The organism is Arthrobacter sp. AQ5-05 (assembly GCF_003287975.1).
Classification (GTDB): domain Bacteria; phylum Actinomycetota; class Actinomycetes; order Actinomycetales; family Micrococcaceae; genus Paeniglutamicibacter.
The window spans coordinates 1-15952 of the sequence record NZ_QMKQ01000048.1; the positions used below are offsets into that span (position 1 = coordinate 1).

Consider the following 15952-nt stretch of genomic DNA (forward strand, 5'->3'; position numbering starts at 1 on the left):
CCAGCAGGCGCAGCTTATCAACCGGCGACACTGGGTGTCCCGGCTCGCCACCGGTGGTGGTGAGGGCGTCGATGAGCTGGCGTGTTTCCATGCCACCAGTGTGTGCCGCGGGGCCGGCGGGGCGAGGGCCGGTGCCGGGGACCTGTGGATGCCGGGCCAGGCATCATGTGCGGGAAAGCAAAAAGGTTGGATCCGAAAATCGCGCCGGTGGCGCAACTCTCGGACCCAACCTTTGGGTATTGCCCTGAAGCGGTTAGGCCTGGGCCTTGAAACGCTCGATCGAACGCTCGAGCTCGGCCTCGGCCGCTGCGCGGCCCTCCCAGCCCTCGGCCTTGACCCACTTGCCCGGCTCCAGGTCCTTGTAGCGCAGGAAGAAGTGCTCGATTTCCTTGATGAGCCAGCCATCGAGGTCCTCGAACTCCTGGATGTGGTCGAAGCGCTTGTCGGCCGGGACGCACACGAGCTTGGCATCCCCGCCGCCATCGTCGGTCATGTTGAACACGGCGATCGGGCGGGACTCCACCACGACGCCCGGGAACAGGTCAACGCCCGGGATGAAGACCAGTGCATCCAGCGGGTCGCCGTCTTCGCCCAGGGTGTCATCGAAGAAACCGTAGTGGGTCGGGTACTGCATGGAGGTGAAGAGAACACGATCCAAGCGCAGGCGGTGGGTCTCGTGGTCGATCTCGTACTTCACGCGCGATCCGGCTGGGATCTCGATGGTGACGTCATGGCTCATGAAAGGTCTCCTCGCTTTCGTGACCAGTGGCACGTCCGGAAGCGGGCGCATCCGATTGCCGTCTAGTCTTAGGTAACTGCGCTTAAGGGTATATGGCGCACGGGGACTACGACGATTTCTAAGGATGCCGGATGAAACAAGCGCTCCAATTCCTGCGCCTGGGTATTGCAGTGTTGGTTGTCGGCCTGGTGCTGGGCCTGGTGGCATTCTTTTTGGTCCCGGTGGCCTTCCCCGGCGCAGCTGCGGAGCCGGCCCCGGCACCACGGGAACCCGCCCTGCTGGCCGCCGCCGACCCCACGGCGCTGCCGCACCTTGATCCCGCGGCCCCTGCCCCGAACCCGGCGGCCCTGAAATCCGTCCTGGATGCCGCGCTGTCCTCCGGCGGGAACGGGGCCACTGTCACCGCGAGCGTCATCGACGTGGCCGGCGGCGAGGAACTGTATTCGCGCTCCGGAGGGCAGCCGGGCATCCCGGCCTCGAGCCTGAAGGTGCTCACGGCCATCGCCGCCACCCAGGACATCGGCGAGAACCACCGCTTCACCACCAAGACGATGCTCAAGGACCCGAACACCGTGGTGCTGGTCGGCGGCGGAGATGTGCTGCTGGGGACCGGGGGCGACTCGGCGTCCGTCAGCGGCCGGGCCGGGCTGGGAACGCTGGCACAACGCACGGCCACCGCGCTGCGCAAGGCCCGTGCCGCGGGCCAGGTGGGGGAGGCGGTGCGCATCGAGCTGGACGAGTCGCTCTTTGCCGGTGCGGCGCTGAACCCCGACTGGGACGCCTCGCTGGTGACCACGCACAACATCTCCCCGATCTCCCCGATCGCCATGTATGGGGCCCGCGCCACCCGGGATGCGAAGTCGGCACGGGTGGCCGATCCGGGCATGCATGCCGCAACGGTGTTTGCCAAGGAGCTTCGCACCGCCGTGGCCGCGGCCGGGGGCGGGATACAGGTTGCCGCCGAGGCGGTGCGGACCGAGCCCGGAACCCCCGGCACCGAGCTGGCTTCCGTGGCCTCGGCGACCGTCGGCGAGCAGGTGCGGTTCATGCTGGAGGTTTCCGACAACTACGTCGCCGAGGTGCTGGGGCGGCTGGTGGCCGTCGCCCAGGAGCAGCCCGGGGACCATTCCCACGCGGCGGCCGCCGTGGCGCAAACCATCGCCGGGCTGGGCATCGACACCACCGGCATGCACCTGGTGGACACCTCAGGGCTGGCCGGGGCCACCCGCGTCACCCCGCTGACCCTGGCCCGCGCCCTGGAATACGCTGCCACCTCCGAGCACGCCGCGCTGCGCAACCTCAGCTACCGGCTGCCGGTCGCCGGCGCCACCGGCACCCTGGCCTCGCGGCTGGGTTCCACTGGCACCCGCGGTGTGGTTCGCGCCAAGACCGGATCGCTCATGGAGGTCTCCAGCCTCAGCGGGCTCACCGTGACCCGGGACGGGCGGGTGCTGGCCTTCTCCTTCTTCGTGCACACCAACGACCGGACCATCGCGCCGCACAAGGGCCTGCTCGATGCGGCCGCGGCAGCGCTGACCGGCTGCGGCTGCCGCTGACCCGTCCAACCCGGCCCGCCGCCGCACCAGGGAATTTTTGCCCAGCGCGCAATCCCGCCGCACGGGCCAAAAGCGTGATGGGATGGAAGACATGGACACCACCGATTTCCGGCTGATCAATTGGGACCTCGCCGCCACCACCGCGGCCACGCTGGTTGGCGCCGGCCCGGTCCTCACCCCCGCACAGATTGCCGAGGTCGTCGCCGACCTGCGCACCAAGGCCGACGAATCGGTCGGGCACGTGCACCGGATCACCGGCCTGGCGGCCGCCGCGGACCTGCGCGATTCGCAGGTGCTCATCGTCGATCGGCCCGGCTGGGCCAAGGCGAACACCCAGAGCTTCGAGGCGATGCTGGCCCCGGCCATGGAGCAGCTTGCCAAGACCCGCGGGGAAAAGATTTCCGAGGCCACCCAGGTGCTCTCCGCCACCGCGACCGGCGTGGAGATGGGCGCGATCCTGGCATTCATGTCCTCCAAGGTCCTGGGCCAGTACGACCCCTTCGCGGGGCTGCTGCGCGATGACCTGCCCGCCGGCGGGCGGCTGATGCTGGTGGCACCGAACATCGTGGCGATCGAGCGGGAACTGAAGGTGGATGTCGACGACTTCCGGCTCTGGGTCACCCTGCACGAGCAGACCCACCGCGTGCAATTCGCCGCCGCCCCGTGGCTGCGGGCGCACCTGCAGTCCAAGATCGCCGAGCTGCTGGCCTCGCTGCTGGCCGAACCCGAGGCGCTGGGCGAGCGGCTGCGCGCCGCCGCGTCCGAGGTCATCCGCGGGAAGAAGACGCTGGAAAAGACAACCGACCAGGAAGAACCGGCCGAGGACTTCGCCTCCGGGGGCGGGCTGCTGGCCGGCCTGCGCACCGGGGAACAAAAGGCGATCCTCTCGCACATCACCGCGGTGATGTCGCTGCTCGAGGGCCACGCCAACGTGGTGATGGACGCGGTGGATTCCTCCATCGTGCCCAGTGTGCGCACCATCCGCCAGCGCTTCGGCTCGCGCGGCAAGGACCGTTCGGCGCTGGAGAAATGGCTGCGCAAACTGCTGGGGCTCGATGCGAAGATGCGCCAGTACGCCGACGGGCAGCGCTTCGTCACCCGGGCCGTGAAGCTCATGGGCATGGAGGGCTTCAACAAGGTCTGGGAGGGCCCGCAAAACCTTCCCACCGAGCACGAGGTGCACCACCCGGAGCAGTGGGTGGCGCGCATGGAAGGCGCCGGCACAGCCGCCGGAACCGAAACACCCCAAGGCAACTAGGCACAACCCCACCGGGGGAGAGGTAGGGCGATGGGCGGGAAGCTTCCGCGCGTGCTGGCCGAGGCGCGCAACGCGATCCGTGCCATGGTGCCCACGGGTGCAAGCGTGCTGGTGGCCTGCAGCGGCGGTGCCGATTCGCTGGCGCTGGCCGCAGCGGCCGCGTTCCTGCACCGCAAGGGCGAGATCCGCGCCGGGGCCCTCATCGTGGACCACGGCATGCAAGAAGGCAGCGACCAGGTGGCGCAGCGGGCCGCGGACCAGTGCCGCACCCTGGGCCTGGACCCGGTGCTGGTGCTCGAGGTCAAGGTGGCCGGCGGCAGCGAGCAAGCCGCCCGTTCCGCCCGCTACGCGGCCTTTGAACAGGGCCTGCGGCAGACCGGATCCGAGCATGTGCTGCTCGGCCATACCCTCGACGACCAGGCCGAACAGGTCCTGCTCGGGTTGGGGAGGGGTTCCGGGACACTCTCGCTGGCCGGGATGCCGGCGGTCCGCGGACCCTACCTGCGCCCGCTGCTGACCCTGTCCCGGACGGACATCGAGGAGATCTGCCGGCACGAGGGCCTCGCCTACTGGGAAGACCCGACCAACACCGATCCGCGTTACCTGCGCAACCGGGTGCGGCACGAGCTGATGCCGGTGCTGCGGGCCGTGCTGGGCGAATCCATTCCCGCCGCGTTGGCACGAACCGCGGCACTGGCGCGTGCTGACGCGCAATATCTCGACGAGTTGGCGGAAACCGCGCTGGAGGATGCCGTGCTGCAGGTCGCCGCGGACCGGCCCGCACTGGTGCTCACGCTCGACCTCGAGCGACTGCGCGCGATGCCCGGCCCCCTGCGCTCGCGAGCGCTGCGCCTGGCCGTGTCGCGCCTGGGTGCACCGGTGCCCGACTTCGAACGCCTTACCGCCCTTGATGCCCTGGTGTGCGGATCGAACTCCGCCGGCCCGGTCCAGCTCGAGGGCCCGGTGTACGCCACCCGCGTCGCCGGGACCCGGCTGCCCGCCGGCGCCCGGGCGCACCTGCTGGTGGATGCCACGGCCCTGCCGCACCCCGGATCGTGAGAATTGCCTCACATTCGCCGGTTCCCCTGCCGCCAAGACGCGGCAACGCCCGGGTGCCGCACTCCCCACCGCGCTCCAGACTGTGGCACTCTAGACCGTGGGCAGAAACGCCTTCCCCTCGACCGGTCTATTGCCGACCCCAGAACCAGGAGCCCTCGTGGATTCGAAAGATGTCAGCGCCGATTTGGCGCATGTCCTCTACACCAAGGAAGAAATCCAGGCCAAGATCGATGAGCTTGCCGCCCGGATCGACGCGGACTACGAAGGCCGGGACATCCTGGTTGTCGGCGTGCTCAAGGGTGCCGTGATGGTCATGGCCGACCTGGTTCGCGCCCTGCACTCCCACGTGACCATGGACTGGATGGCGGTTTCCTCCTACGGTTCGGGCACCCAGTCCTCCGGCGTCGTGCGGATCCTCAAGGACCTCGACACCGACCTGCTGGGCAAGCACGTGCTGATCGTCGAGGACATCATCGACTCCGGCCTGACCCTGTCCTGGCTGCTGGCCAATCTGCAGTCCCGCGGCCCGGCCTCGGTGGAAATCTGCACCCTGCTGCGCAAGCCGGAGGCCGCCAAGGTGGAGATCGACGTGAAGTACGTCGGCATGGAGATCCCCAACGAATTCGTCGTCGGCTACGGCCTGGACTTCGATGAGCGCTACCGCAACCTGGACTTCATCGGGACCCTGGCGCCGCACGTCTACCAGTAGCGGGCGGCACCCCAGCCTTCCACCGCATCACGCACCAAAACGCGGTGCGCCATGGCCGTTTCCGGTTCCCCGGGGGCGGCCATCGGTGTTCTTACGCCCAAAGGGGAACTTATCGCCTGGCCCATCCGTGGGTACCGAAGAGGGCGTTTACTTATTAACGTGTAGCAAGATTCCGGCGTCGCCCAAGGCGCCCGGGCCGGCATGGGCCCGAAAGCAGGAGGGATGGGGAGGGACCCCCAATCAATGAACGCGAAAAAGATCTTTAACAGCTGGATCGTCTGGGTGCTGCTGGGCGCCGCGGTGCTGCTGATTTTCCTGCCGACGCTCTTGGGCGGAAACTCCGGGCGCATCGACACCTCCTTGGGCATGCAATTGCTCAAGGACGACAAGGTCTCCGAGGCAAAGATCTTCGACGGCGAGCAGCGCGTGGACCTCACGCTGAAGCAGCCGCTGAACCTCGACGGCGCGGACAAGGGCAAGAACGTCTCGTTCTTCTACTCCATCCCGCGCGGAACCCAGGTCGTTGACGCGGTGAACGAAGCCAACCTGACCGGCTACACCGACCAGCCCGTGCAGAACAACTGGTTCACCTCGATGCTTGGCTTCATGATCCCGATGATCCTGATCGTTGGCCTGTTCTGGTTCATCCTCTCCCGTTCCCAGGGCGGCGGATCCAAGGTCATGCAGTTCGGCAAGTCCAAGGCGAAGCTGATCACCAAGGACATGCCCCAGGTGACGTTCGTCGACGTGGCGGGCGCCGAGGAGGCCGTGGAGGAGCTCCACGAAATCAAGGAATTCCTGCGCGAACCGGGCAAGTTCCAGGCCGTCGGTGCCAAGATCCCCAAGGGCGTGCTGCTCTACGGCCCTCCGGGCACCGGCAAGACCCTGCTGGCCAAGGCCGTCGCCGGCGAAGCAGGCGTGCCCTTCTATTCCATTTCCGGTTCCGACTTCGTCGAGATGTTCGTCGGCGTGGGCGCCTCGCGGGTCCGCGACCTCTTCGAGCAGGCCAAGAACAACTCCCCTGCCATCATCTTCGTCGACGAGATCGATGCGGTGGGCCGCCACCGCGGTGCCGGCATCGGCGGCGGCAACGACGAACGCGAACAGACCCTCAACCAGCTTTTGGTCGAGATGGACGGCTTCGACGCCAACACCAATGTCATCCTGATCGCCGCAACCAACCGCGCCGACGTGCTTGACCCGGCGTTGCTGCGCCCGGGCCGTTTCGACCGGCAGATCCCGGTGGAGGCACCGGACATGATCGGCCGCGAGCAGATCCTCAAGGTCCACGCCCAGGGCAAGCCGATGGCCACCAACGTGGACCTCAAGGCCGTGGCGAAAAAGACGCCAGGTTACACCGGCGCCGACTTGGCCAACGTGCTCAACGAAGCAGCGCTGCTCACCGCGCGCTCCAACGCCCAGCTGATCGACGACCGCGCCCTGGACGAGGCCATCGACCGCGTCATGGCCGGCCCGCAGAAGCGCAGCCGCCTGATGAAGGAGCACGAGCGCAAGATCACCGCATACCACGAGGGCGGACACGCCCTGGTGGCCGCGGCCATGCGCCAGACGGCACCGGTCACCAAGGTCACCATCCTGCCGCGCGGCCGCGCCCTGGGCTACACCATGGTGGTCCCGGACGACGACAAGTACTCGGTGACCCGCAACGAACTGCTCGACCAGATGGCCTACGCCATGGGCGGCCGCGTCGCGGAGGAAATCGTCTTCCACGATCCCTCCACCGGGGCATCCAACGACATCGAAAAGGCCACTGCGACGGCCCGCAAGATGGTCACCGACTACGGCATGTCCGAGCGCGTGGGCGCCGTGAAGCTTGGTTCCTCCTCCGGGGACGCCATGTACGGCCAGCCCTCCAGCCGCGACTACTCCGACGCCATGGCCAACGTGGTCGACGAGGAAGTGCGTTCGCTGATCGACACCGCGCACGACGAGGCCTACGCCGCGCTGACCGAGAACCGGCACGTGCTGGACCGCCTGGCCCTGGCCCTGCTGGAGCACGAAACGCTGAACCAGAAGGAAATCGAGGAGCTCTTCCACGACCTGGTCAAGCGCCCCGAGCGCGAGGTCTGGCTGAGCAAGGACTCCCGCCCGGTGCACGCGGCCGGACCGGTGTTGTCGGCGAAGGAAATCGCCTCCGAGGCGGCCGTGGCCAACGCCGCGGAAGCAGCGGACGGCACCTCGGGCGCTTCGGCCGGCGCGTAACCCAACGCACACACCAGCTAGGATCGGAAGCGTGAACGAGATCGATCAACTTGAAGACGACAACGCCCAGGGTGCCGGCGGCGTGGACCTGGTCCGCATCGAAAAGGCCGTGCGGGAAATCCTCTACGCCATTGGCGAGGACCCGGACCGCGACGGCCTGCTGGAAACGCCCAAGCGCGTGGCCAAGGCCTACGGCGAGTTCTTCGCCGGCCTGCACCAGGACCCGGCCGACCACCTGGGCACCACCTTCGACATCGAGCATGACGAATTGGTGCTGGTGAAGGACATCCCCTTCTACTCGACCTGCGAACACCACCTGGTGCCGTTCCACGGCACCGCCCACGTCGGCTACATCCCAGGGCCCGAGGGCAAGGTCACGGGGCTGAGCAAGCTGGCCCGCCTGGTGGAGGTCTTCGCCAAGCGTCCGCAGGTCCAGGAGCGGTTGACCACCCAGATCGTCGAGGCGCTCATGGAGCACCTGAACCCGCGCGGTGCGATGGTCGTCATCGAGTGCGAACACATGTGCATGTCCATGCGGGGCGTCCGCAAGCCGGGCGCCAAGACCGTCACCAGCGCGGTGCGTGGCCAGCTTCGCGAGCCCGCCACCCGCGCCGAGGCCATGAGCCTCATTCTCGGAAAGTAGGAAACCCCAATGTCGCTTGGAGCGATCCCCGGAACCGGTCCGGCCACCAGCCCGCTGCCGGTCATCAAGAAATCAACGGCCCGCACCATGGCCGACCTGCCCGTTGGCCGCACCCTGGTCATGGGCATCCTGAACATCACCGAGGATTCCTTTTCCGACGGAGGCAAGTACGCCACCGCGGACGAGGCCATCAGCCACGGGCTGCGCATGTACTACGGCGGGGCCGACATCATCGACGTCGGCGGGGAGTCCACCCGCCCCGGCGCGGAGCCGGTGGATCCGGCCGTGGAACAGGGCCGGATCCTTCCGGTCATCACGGCGCTGGCCAAGGCCGGGGCGATCATCTCGGTCGACACCATGCACAGCTCCACCGCCCGTGCGGCCCTGGCTGCCGGAGCACACATCGTCAACGACGTCTCGGGGCTGACCCACGAGGCCGACATGCCCGCGCTGATCGCCGAAACCGGTGCCCCCTACGTGCTGATGCACCGCCGCGGGGACGCCGCCTCGATGACCACCGAGGCAAACTACACCGACGTCGTCACCGAGGTCATTGACGAACTGCTGGCGCTGCGCGAGACGTTCCTTGCCGCCGGGGTCGCCCCCGAGCAGCTGATCCTGGATCCGGGGCTCGGCTTCGCCAAGGACCACGAACACAACTGGGAGCTGCTGCGTGCCCTGGACCGCTTCACCGCCCTGGGCCACCGCGTCCTGGTGGGCACCAGCCGCAAGCGCTTCCTCGGTGCGCTGCTGACGGTCGATTCCAAGCCCGCGTCACCCACGGACCGCGATGCCGCCACCGCGGCAACCAGCGCCCTGGCAGCGGCCAACGGAGCCTGGGGAGTGCGGGTGCACGACGTGCCGGGCAACCTGGATGCCGTCAAGGTCGCGACCGCCTGGTCCGCGGCCCGCGTCCCGGCACTCTAGGCAACGGGCGGGGCAGCAGCATGCGCACGGACACCATCACCCTGTCGGGCATCACCGCCATCGGGCACCACGGCGTCTTCGAGCACGAGAAGCGCGACGGACAGCCGTTCACCCTCGACGTGGTCCTGCACACCGACATCCGCAAGGCGGCTGCCAGCGACAACGTAGCTGACACCGCCCACTACGGGGAGCTCGGCGAGCTGGTGGTCGCCCAGATCCAGGACGGGCCCTGGGACCTGATCGAGACGCTGGCGGAAAAGACCGCCGCGGCGATCCTGGCAGCCTTCGGCACGGTCTCGGGAGTCGAGGTCATCGTGCACAAGCCCAAGGCCCCGATCACGGTGACCTTTTCCGATGTCACCATCCACATCCACCGCGAACGGGAGTGAGCTCGTTGGTTTCCTGCATCCTTGCGCTGGGCTCCAACCTTGGCGAACGTGCCGGAACGCTGCAGGCCGCGGTCGCCTCCCTGGCCGCCACCGAGGGCATCGAGCTGGTGCGCGTCTCGGACACCGCGGTGACCAAGCCCGTGGGCGGGCCCGAGGGGCAACCCGACTTCCTGAACCTGGTGCTGCGCATCGACACCACCCTGGCACCGCGCCAGCTGCTGGCCGCGTGCCAGGAAATCGAACTGGCCCACCACCGCACCCGCGAGGTCCGCTGGGGGCCGCGCACCCTTGACGTCGACGTGATCACCTACGGGGAAGAAACCAGCTCGGATCCGGTGCTGACGCTTCCGCACCCGCGGGCCGCTGAACGCGGCTTCGTGCTGCTGCCGTGGTCCTGGATGGAACCGGATGCAATGCTGTCCGGGATCCCGGTCGCATCCCTGGCCGCCGCCGCGCCCGACACACCCGGCATCGTCCGCGCCGAAGCGGGGGCCTAGGGCCATGAATTCCTTGCGGCCGTTGTGGGTCTTCACGGTGCTGGTCATCGGCGTGGTTGCCGGCTACGCCCTGCAGATCATTGCCACGACCCGGGGCTACCCGGTGCCGGTGCTGCACTGGACCTCGCTGGTGACCATGGGGGCCGCCTGCCTGCTCACCCTGGTCATGGGCATCCGCATCAAGCTGTTCACCTCCGGACGCAGCAAGAAGCGCGTGAACCCGATTGCCGCGGCCCGGACCCTGGTGCTGGCGCAGGCCAGCGTCTATGCCGGGTCCACGATCGCCGGATGGCACGCCGGGATCCTGTTGGGCCTGCTCACGGCCGCCGGAATGGGTTCGGAGGCGGTGAAATCATCCTTGGTGATGATCGGTGGCGCGCTGGTGATGGTTATCGTGGGATGGGTTGTGGAACAGTTCTGCAAGCTGCCACCGGAAGATCCATCGGACCCGGCGGCCAAGACCAAGGGCAAGGACGAGGAAGGCTATGCGGCAGGAACCAATTGACCCGGCCGGGATCCAATGGACGCGCGTGTCCCCGAGCTACGCGAAGGTCCGCATGGTGGGTTGGGCCATTGGCGCGTTGATCACGCTGCTGGTGCTCAGCGTCCCGCTGGTCCTGGTGCTGACCGGGGTGTGGGAGGGCTTCCCGCTGTGGCTGGCGATCACAGCCCCCGCGGTGGTGGTGGCCGTCGAGGTCATCCGCCTGGTGCTGATCCCCCGCCAGGTCGCCGCGATCGGCTACGCCGAACGCGAGGACGACCTGCTGGTGCGCCACGGGTTGATGTTCCAGAAGGTGCTGGTGGTCCCCTACGGCCGGATGCAGTTCGTCGACGTGGCAGTGGGCCCGATCGACCGGATGCTGGGGCTGTGCAAGGTCAAGCTGCACACCGCGGCGGCCGATGCCACCGCGGAGATCCCCGGTTTGCCGGTGGCCGAGGGCACGCGCCTGCGCGAGCAGCTTGCCGCCCGCGGGGAATCGCGATTGGCCGGGCTGTGACTCCCGGGCGCGCCTTGCCGGTCCCCGGTCCCGGGGAAACCGACGGGCAGGACACCCCGGCGGCGCCCTGGCACCGCGTGCACCCGGTCTCCCCGTTGGTGCGCGGCTGGATCGCGGTGGTGGCCATCGCCTTCGTCTACGGCCAAAACACCTTGTCCTCCTTCTTCGGCGAGGAGGAACCGAACCCCGGCCCCGAGTTCATTTCCAGGACCCCGCTGATGGTTTCGCTGCTGGTCGGCGCCGGCATCCTGCTGCTGATCCTGCTGGGCTTCTTCGGCACCTGGTGGTTCACCAAGTACCAGATCACCGATCGCCACGTAAACGTGAACACCGGTATGGTCTTCCGCCAGCAGCGCCAGGCGCGCATCGACCGGGTGCAGTCGATCGACATCGCCCAGCCGTTGGTGGCCCGGATCTTCGGGCTTGCCGAGCTGCGCTTCGATGTCGCAGACTCGGGCTCCGCTGCAATGAACCTGGCCTTCGTGAAGCTCTCCGAGGCGCACCAGCTGCGCAACGAGATCCTGGCCCGCGCCGCCGGGCTGAAGTCGCCCGCGCCGCCGGCACCCCCGCTTCCCGCGCCGCCGGATGCGTTCCCGGTTGCCGGAGCGATCCCCGATCCCGTGGCACCGCAGACACCTTTCCTCGAGGCTCCGGCCTCCGCTTCCGCCTCGCTGGCGGCCAGTGAGCGCGTGGTCGCCGTGGTCCCCACGGGCCGGCTCATCGGATCCCTCCTGTTGCGCCCCTCGACGATCTTGATGGTGCTGGGCATCATCGGGCTGGGCATCGCCATGTCAACCATCGAGGGGTTCGCGCCCTTCTACCTGTTGCCGGCCTTCCTGGGTATGGCCGGTGCACTGTGGAACAACCTGAACACGGGATACAACTTCAAGGCCGCCACCAGCGCGGACGGGCTGCGCCTGAGCTATGGGCTGCTGGACACCCGCCACCAGACGGTGCCGCCGGGCCGGGTCCAGGCCATCAAGGTCACCGCCCCCTTCTTCTGGCGGCCCCTGGGCTGGTACCGGGTTGCGGTGAACGTCGCGGGCATCGGCGGAGGAGCGGCCAACGACGCCGAGCAACGCAGCGTGCTGCTTCCCGTGGGCAGCTACGAGGACGTGCTGGCGGTGCTCTCGGTGGTGCTTCCGGCCCCGGGCGTTGCCGCTCCGCGCGACTTCTTTGCCGCCGCCATCAACGGCTCCGGCCCCGAGGGCGGATTCGTCGTTTCACCGCCCCGGGTCCGCCCGCTCTCGCCGTTGGCGTACAAGCGGCAGGGCTACGCGCTGACCGACACAGCACTGGTGGCGCGCAACGGGGCGCTGCACCGGAGCATCGCCATCGTGCCGCACGCCCGCACCCAGGGCCTGAGGCTGAGCCAGGGCCCGTTGGCCAGGCGCTTCGGGGTGGTGGACCTGTCCCTGGCCACGATTGCCGGGCCCGTGGTGCCGCTGGTGCACCAGCTTGATGTCGCCTCGGGCCGGGAACTGTTCCTGGAACAGGCGGACCGCGCCGCGGCCGCACGCAGGCAAACCGATTCAAACCACTGGCTGGGGGACGCATGAGAAGCACGGGCAAGCCGGGACGGCTGGGAGTCGGAGTCATCGGCGCGGGGAAGGTCGGCGCCGTGCTCGGTGCAGCGCTGCGTGCAGCCGAGCACCAGATCGTTGGCGTCCATGCGGTCTCCGACGCCTCTGTCGAGCGCGCCGAAATGCTGCTGCCCGGCGTTCCGGTGCTGCAGATCCCCGAGATCCTGCGCCGTGCCGAACTGGTCATCCTGGCGGTTCCCGACGACGCGCTGGCGGATCTGGTCTCCGGGCTGGCCGCGGCCGGGCATTGGCAGGCCGGACAGCTGGTGCTGCACACCGCCGGGCGCTACGGCACCGAGGTCCTGGCCCCGGCCACGGCGGTCGGCGCCATCGGGCTGGCCGTGCACCCGGCCATGACCTTCACCGGGATGAGCATGGACCTGGATCGGCTGGCCGACTGCGTCTTCGGGGTCAGCGCCTCGAACATGGTCCTGCCCATCGCCCAGGCGCTCGTGGTTGAAATGGGTGGAGAGCCGGTGGTGATCGCCGAGGAAGACCGGGTGAAATACCATGCCGCACTCTCCCACGCCTCGAACCATCTGGTGACCGTGGCCGGGCAATCGGCCGGAATCCTGGCAGGTATCGGCGTCGAGCAGCCCGAGCGGATGCTTTCAGCGCTCATGCGCGCCTCGCTGGAGAATGCGTTGGCCTCCGGGGAAGGCGCCTTGACCGGTCCGGTGGCCCGCGGCGATGTGCACACCATTGCCGCGCACCGCGCCGCGCTCTCGGACCCCGCGATCACCGAGGACACCCGGGAGGGCTATCTGGCGATGAGCCGGGCAACCGCGCTGCGCGCACACGCCCGCGGCATGATCAGCAGCCAAACCCTCGAAGGGATCCTGGCCGCGCTGGGAAGATAGGAACGACGGCCACCGGCCACGACGTCCGAAAGCTAAGCTGGGATGGTGAGCACACCAGCAAATTCCGCCAGCCGCGCCCCCCGCATCGTCCGTACCGCCGCCGAGCTCTCGGCGGCCGTTGCCCAGGCGCTCGAAGGGCTGGCGCCGGGAAACCGCCCGGCGACCCTCGGGCTGGTGCCCACCATGGGGGCCCTGCATTCGGGGCACGAATCTCTGGTGTCCACCGCCCGGGAGCAAAACGACGTGCTGGTGGTCAGCATCTTCGTCAACGAACTGCAGTTCAATGACCGGGCCGACTTCGAGCGCTACCCGCGCACCCTTGAGGCCGACATCGAGATCCTGGCGCGTGCCGGGGCCGACATCGTCTTTGCCCCCGAGGTGTCGGCGGTCTATCCCGACGGCCGTCCGCTGGTCAAGCTCGATTCCGGGGCGCTGGGCGAGAAGTTCGAGGGTGCCTCGCGTCCCGGGCACTTTGACGGGATGCTTGCGGTGGTCGCCAAGCTGCTGCACTTCTCCATGCCGCCGGCTTCATTGGGGGTCCCCGTTGCCTACCGTGCCTACTTCGGACAGAAGGACGCACAGCAGCTGGTGCTGATCAACCGCATGGTGGCGGACCTGAACTATCCGGTCGAGATCCGCTCGGTGCCGATCATCCGCAGCGCCGAGGGGCTGGCGCTGTCCAGCAGGAACCAGTTCCTCACCAAGGAGCAGGCACAGGCCTCCCTGGTGATCCACCGTGCCCTGAACCTGGTCAAGGGGCGGGCCGACCGCCATGAACCGCTGTACCTGGAGGACGCCGCGGGGCTCTTCGAGATGGAACCGCTGGTGGAGCTGGACTACTTCGAACTTGTTGACCCGCGCACCTTGCAGGAGCTGGCATTCAACTGCCAGGACACCCCGTTCACCGGCGAGGGCCTGCTGCTGGTCGCGGCGAAGGTCGGCGGGGTACGGCTGATCGACAACATGACACTGGGCTACTGAGCACCGGGAAACGTGCTGGTTAGGGGGATTCCCAGCGTTGGGCAGCCTGCTGCAGTACCGAGCGGAAGCGGGCCAGATCCGCGACGATCTCCGCGGCGTCTTGGCCGGCGGCGGAGAGTCCTGCGGACTGACCGGCATAGACCGGCGCCAAAGAAGGGTCTGCCTTCGCCCGGGCCTCGTTGATCGCATCGGTCAGTGCGTCGCTTGCGTCGACCGTGGCGCCGAGCGCCTCGAGGTCTTCGGCCCAGTTGTCGCTGAAGTCGTTGCGCAGGGCCCGGCCGCCGTATTCCACCGGCCAGTCGATTCTCTGGGCGATGTCAAAGGCCCGCGTATAGATGGTGTCATCGATTCCGGCGGCCCCGATTGCATCCTTGATGTTCCGGTGGCTCATCGATTCCGTGGCCGCGGCAAAGCGCGTGCCGATCCAGGCCGCCGAAGCCCCTGCGCCCAGGACGGCCGCCACCCCGGCGGCCGTGGCAAGTCCCCCCGCTGCGATCACCGGCTTGTTGGTCTTTTCCAGGGCCAGCTGCAGCAGGGGAAGTGTGGATACTTCATTCCGGCCATGGCCCCCGCCCTCGTTCCCGCGGCAGATCACTACATCGATGTCGTCTTCGAGTGCGCGGGAGAGTTCGGCTGCATTGCCTACCTGCATCCCGGTCAAGGCTCCGGATTCATGGACCAATGCAGCAGCAGGGCCCGGTTCGCCGAAGCTGATGCAGACGAAGGAGGGACCGTGTTCCAGGACCTGTTCCAAGGGATCGAGGTTCTTGTCCAAGACCCAGGCCATCAGACCGGCTCCCCAGGGGCGTCCGGAAGAAGCCGCAATTCCGGACTCGCCGTCGATCCATTCCCTGGTGGTGTTTCCGCCAATGCCCAACATGCCAAAACCACCCGCTGCCGACACTGCCGCGGCAAGTTCGCCGCCGGCGGCCCCGGCCATGGAGGCATTGAAGATGGGTTCGGCATAACCAAGAACCTGCTGCAATTTCTTGGCGGGGTGCATGCTGATGGCTGTGTTCTCTGGAAGTTCAGGCATGTTTTTCAGTCTAGGACTGATGCAGCGCGGCTGTTGTGATGCAGCGCTCATAGGCTGATATTGGCGAAATGCGGTAATTCTCGGACCAAAACCCGGAATCTCCCCCGTGTTTGCGCGGATCCCGGTGCTTGGCTGGTGCAGGAGGTGCCCGTTTGGACATTCGGGCGGGTTGCGCGTAGAGTTGTTTCTCGCACCGAGCCCCGCAGCCTAGCCCGAAAGGGAGAGCCGCGGAAGGCGGATGCAAAGAATCCCAAATGAATTTCGGAAGTCGATTTGACTCCGGGTTTGAATGGGACTAAGCTTGAAAAGTTGCTCCAGAGCGAAGCGCCGGCAGGAAACATCAGCCCGGGTCGTGGAAGTTGGAAGCGTCTGTTGTTTGAGAACTCAATAGTGTGCCAAATTTGTTGATACCAATTTATTTATTTTATTGGTGAATGGTTTCAGGGTCCGCACCCCCGTGTGGATTCCTGGGGCAATTTGCCGGGATTTTTTTA

The 15952-nt window shown here is 67.5% G+C and carries 16 protein-coding genes; 14 read left to right on the forward strand and 2 right to left on the reverse strand.

Annotation, left to right across the window (positions count from 1 at the left end):
- Positions 1-253: 253 nt before the first annotated feature.
- The gene (locus DQ353_RS20415; RefSeq protein WP_071216265.1) at positions 254-739 is read right to left on the reverse strand and encodes an inorganic diphosphatase; all 486 of its coding nucleotides are present in this window, start codon (positions 737-739) and stop codon (positions 254-256) included.
- Positions 740-870: 131 nt separating this feature from the next.
- Here DQ353_RS20415 and dacB point away from each other — a divergent pair, with 131 nt between their 5' ends.
- The 14 genes from dacB to panC all read left to right on the forward strand — a co-directional run bounded on the left by dacB (position 871) and on the right by panC (position 14422).
- Complete coding sequence (dacB, locus tag DQ353_RS20420) at positions 871-2295, forward strand: D-alanyl-D-alanine carboxypeptidase/D-alanyl-D-alanine endopeptidase (protein WP_113765023.1); 1425 nt, start codon at positions 871-873, stop codon at positions 2293-2295.
- Positions 2296-2386: 91 nt separating this feature from the next.
- Positions 2387-3553: an Rv3626c family coenzyme F420 biosynthesis-associated protein gene (locus tag DQ353_RS20425; RefSeq protein ID WP_113765024.1), complete on the forward strand. Its 1167-nt coding sequence runs from the start codon at positions 2387-2389 to the stop codon at positions 3551-3553.
- Between the two features lie 30 nt (positions 3554-3583).
- Positions 3584-4612 carry a tRNA lysidine(34) synthetase TilS gene (gene tilS, locus DQ353_RS20430; protein ID WP_113765025.1) on the forward strand — a complete coding sequence of 343 codons (1029 nt, stop codon included), beginning with the start codon at positions 3584-3586 and terminating at the stop codon, positions 4610-4612.
- A 157-nt stretch (positions 4613-4769) separates the two neighbouring features.
- A complete protein-coding gene (gene hpt, locus DQ353_RS20435; protein ID WP_113765026.1) occupies positions 4770-5321 on the forward strand; it encodes a hypoxanthine phosphoribosyltransferase in 552 nt (183 codons plus the stop codon).
- Between the two features lie 243 nt (positions 5322-5564).
- On the forward strand, positions 5565-7544 hold the full coding sequence (ftsH, locus tag DQ353_RS20440) for an ATP-dependent zinc metalloprotease FtsH (RefSeq protein ID WP_113765027.1): 1980 nt from the start codon (positions 5565-5567) through the stop codon (positions 7542-7544).
- A 31-nt stretch (positions 7545-7575) separates the two neighbouring features.
- A complete protein-coding gene (gene folE / locus DQ353_RS20445; RefSeq protein WP_113765028.1) occupies positions 7576-8187 on the forward strand; it encodes a GTP cyclohydrolase I FolE in 612 nt (203 codons plus the stop codon).
- A gap of 9 nt (positions 8188-8196) precedes the next feature.
- Complete coding sequence (folP, locus tag DQ353_RS20450) at positions 8197-9114, forward strand: dihydropteroate synthase (protein ID WP_113765029.1); 918 nt, start codon at positions 8197-8199, stop codon at positions 9112-9114.
- Between the two features lie 20 nt (positions 9115-9134).
- The gene (gene folB / locus DQ353_RS20455) at positions 9135-9503 is read left to right on the forward strand and encodes a dihydroneopterin aldolase (RefSeq protein WP_113765030.1); all 369 of its coding nucleotides are present in this window, start codon (positions 9135-9137) and stop codon (positions 9501-9503) included.
- 5 nt (positions 9504-9508) lie between these two features.
- Positions 9509-10000, forward strand: a complete 492-nt coding sequence (folK, locus tag DQ353_RS20460) for a 2-amino-4-hydroxy-6-hydroxymethyldihydropteridine diphosphokinase (RefSeq protein WP_113765031.1) — start codon at positions 9509-9511, stop codon at positions 9998-10000.
- 4 nt (positions 10001-10004) lie between these two features.
- Positions 10005-10505 carry a DUF3180 domain-containing protein gene (locus DQ353_RS20465; RefSeq protein ID WP_181578537.1) on the forward strand — a complete coding sequence of 167 codons (501 nt, stop codon included), beginning with the start codon at positions 10005-10007 and terminating at the stop codon, positions 10503-10505.
- Positions 10486-10998 (forward strand): PH domain-containing protein, encoded by a 513-nt coding sequence (locus DQ353_RS20470; RefSeq protein ID WP_113765033.1) that lies wholly within the window; start codon positions 10486-10488, stop codon positions 10996-10998. Before DQ353_RS20465 ends, DQ353_RS20470 begins: the two co-directional genes overlap by 20 nt.
- On the forward strand, positions 10995-12557 hold the full coding sequence (locus DQ353_RS20475; RefSeq protein ID WP_113765034.1) for a PH domain-containing protein: 1563 nt from the start codon (positions 10995-10997) through the stop codon (positions 12555-12557). The genes DQ353_RS20470 and DQ353_RS20475 overlap by 4 nt, the downstream gene beginning before the upstream one ends.
- Positions 12554-13441 carry a Rossmann-like and DUF2520 domain-containing protein gene (locus DQ353_RS20480; RefSeq protein ID WP_113765035.1) on the forward strand — a complete coding sequence of 296 codons (888 nt, stop codon included), beginning with the start codon at positions 12554-12556 and terminating at the stop codon, positions 13439-13441. The genes DQ353_RS20475 and DQ353_RS20480 overlap by 4 nt, the downstream gene beginning before the upstream one ends.
- Positions 13442-13483: 42 nt before the next feature.
- Positions 13484-14422, forward strand: a complete 939-nt coding sequence (gene panC, locus DQ353_RS20485; RefSeq protein WP_113765036.1) for a pantoate--beta-alanine ligase — start codon at positions 13484-13486, stop codon at positions 14420-14422.
- 19 nt (positions 14423-14441) lie between these two features.
- On the opposite strand, the gene DQ353_RS20490 is transcribed toward panC, so the two are convergent.
- Positions 14442-15458, reverse strand: a complete 1017-nt coding sequence (locus tag DQ353_RS20490; protein WP_113765037.1) for an NAD(P)H-dependent flavin oxidoreductase — start codon at positions 15456-15458, stop codon at positions 14442-14444.
- Between the last annotated feature and the right edge of the window lie 494 nt (positions 15459-15952).

Coding starts and splice junctions, on each gene's coding strand:
- DQ353_RS20415 (WP_071216265.1), bottom strand. CDS start 739: ATGAGCCATGACGTCACCATCGAGATCCCAGCCGGATCGCGCGTGAAG.
- dacB (WP_113765023.1), top strand. CDS start 871: ATGAAACAAGCGCTCCAATTCCTGCGCCTGGGTATTGCAGTGTTGGTT.
- DQ353_RS20425 (WP_113765024.1), top strand. CDS start 2,387: ATGGACACCACCGATTTCCGGCTGATCAATTGGGACCTCGCCGCCACC.
- tilS (WP_113765025.1), top strand. CDS start 3,584: ATGGGCGGGAAGCTTCCGCGCGTGCTGGCCGAGGCGCGCAACGCGATC.
- ftsH (WP_113765027.1), top strand. CDS start 5,565: ATGAACGCGAAAAAGATCTTTAACAGCTGGATCGTCTGGGTGCTGCTG.
- folP (WP_113765029.1), top strand. CDS start 8,197: ATGTCGCTTGGAGCGATCCCCGGAACCGGTCCGGCCACCAGCCCGCTG.
- folB (WP_113765030.1), top strand. CDS start 9,135: ATGCGCACGGACACCATCACCCTGTCGGGCATCACCGCCATCGGGCAC.
- DQ353_RS20465 (WP_181578537.1), top strand. CDS start 10,005: ATGAATTCCTTGCGGCCGTTGTGGGTCTTCACGGTGCTGGTCATCGGC.
- DQ353_RS20470 (WP_113765033.1), top strand. CDS start 10,486: ATGCGGCAGGAACCAATTGACCCGGCCGGGATCCAATGGACGCGCGTG.
- DQ353_RS20480 (WP_113765035.1), top strand. CDS start 12,554: ATGAGAAGCACGGGCAAGCCGGGACGGCTGGGAGTCGGAGTCATCGGC.
- panC (WP_113765036.1), top strand. CDS start 13,484: ATGGTGAGCACACCAGCAAATTCCGCCAGCCGCGCCCCCCGCATCGTC.
- DQ353_RS20490 (WP_113765037.1), bottom strand. CDS start 15,458: ATGCCTGAACTTCCAGAGAACACAGCCATCAGCATGCACCCCGCCAAG.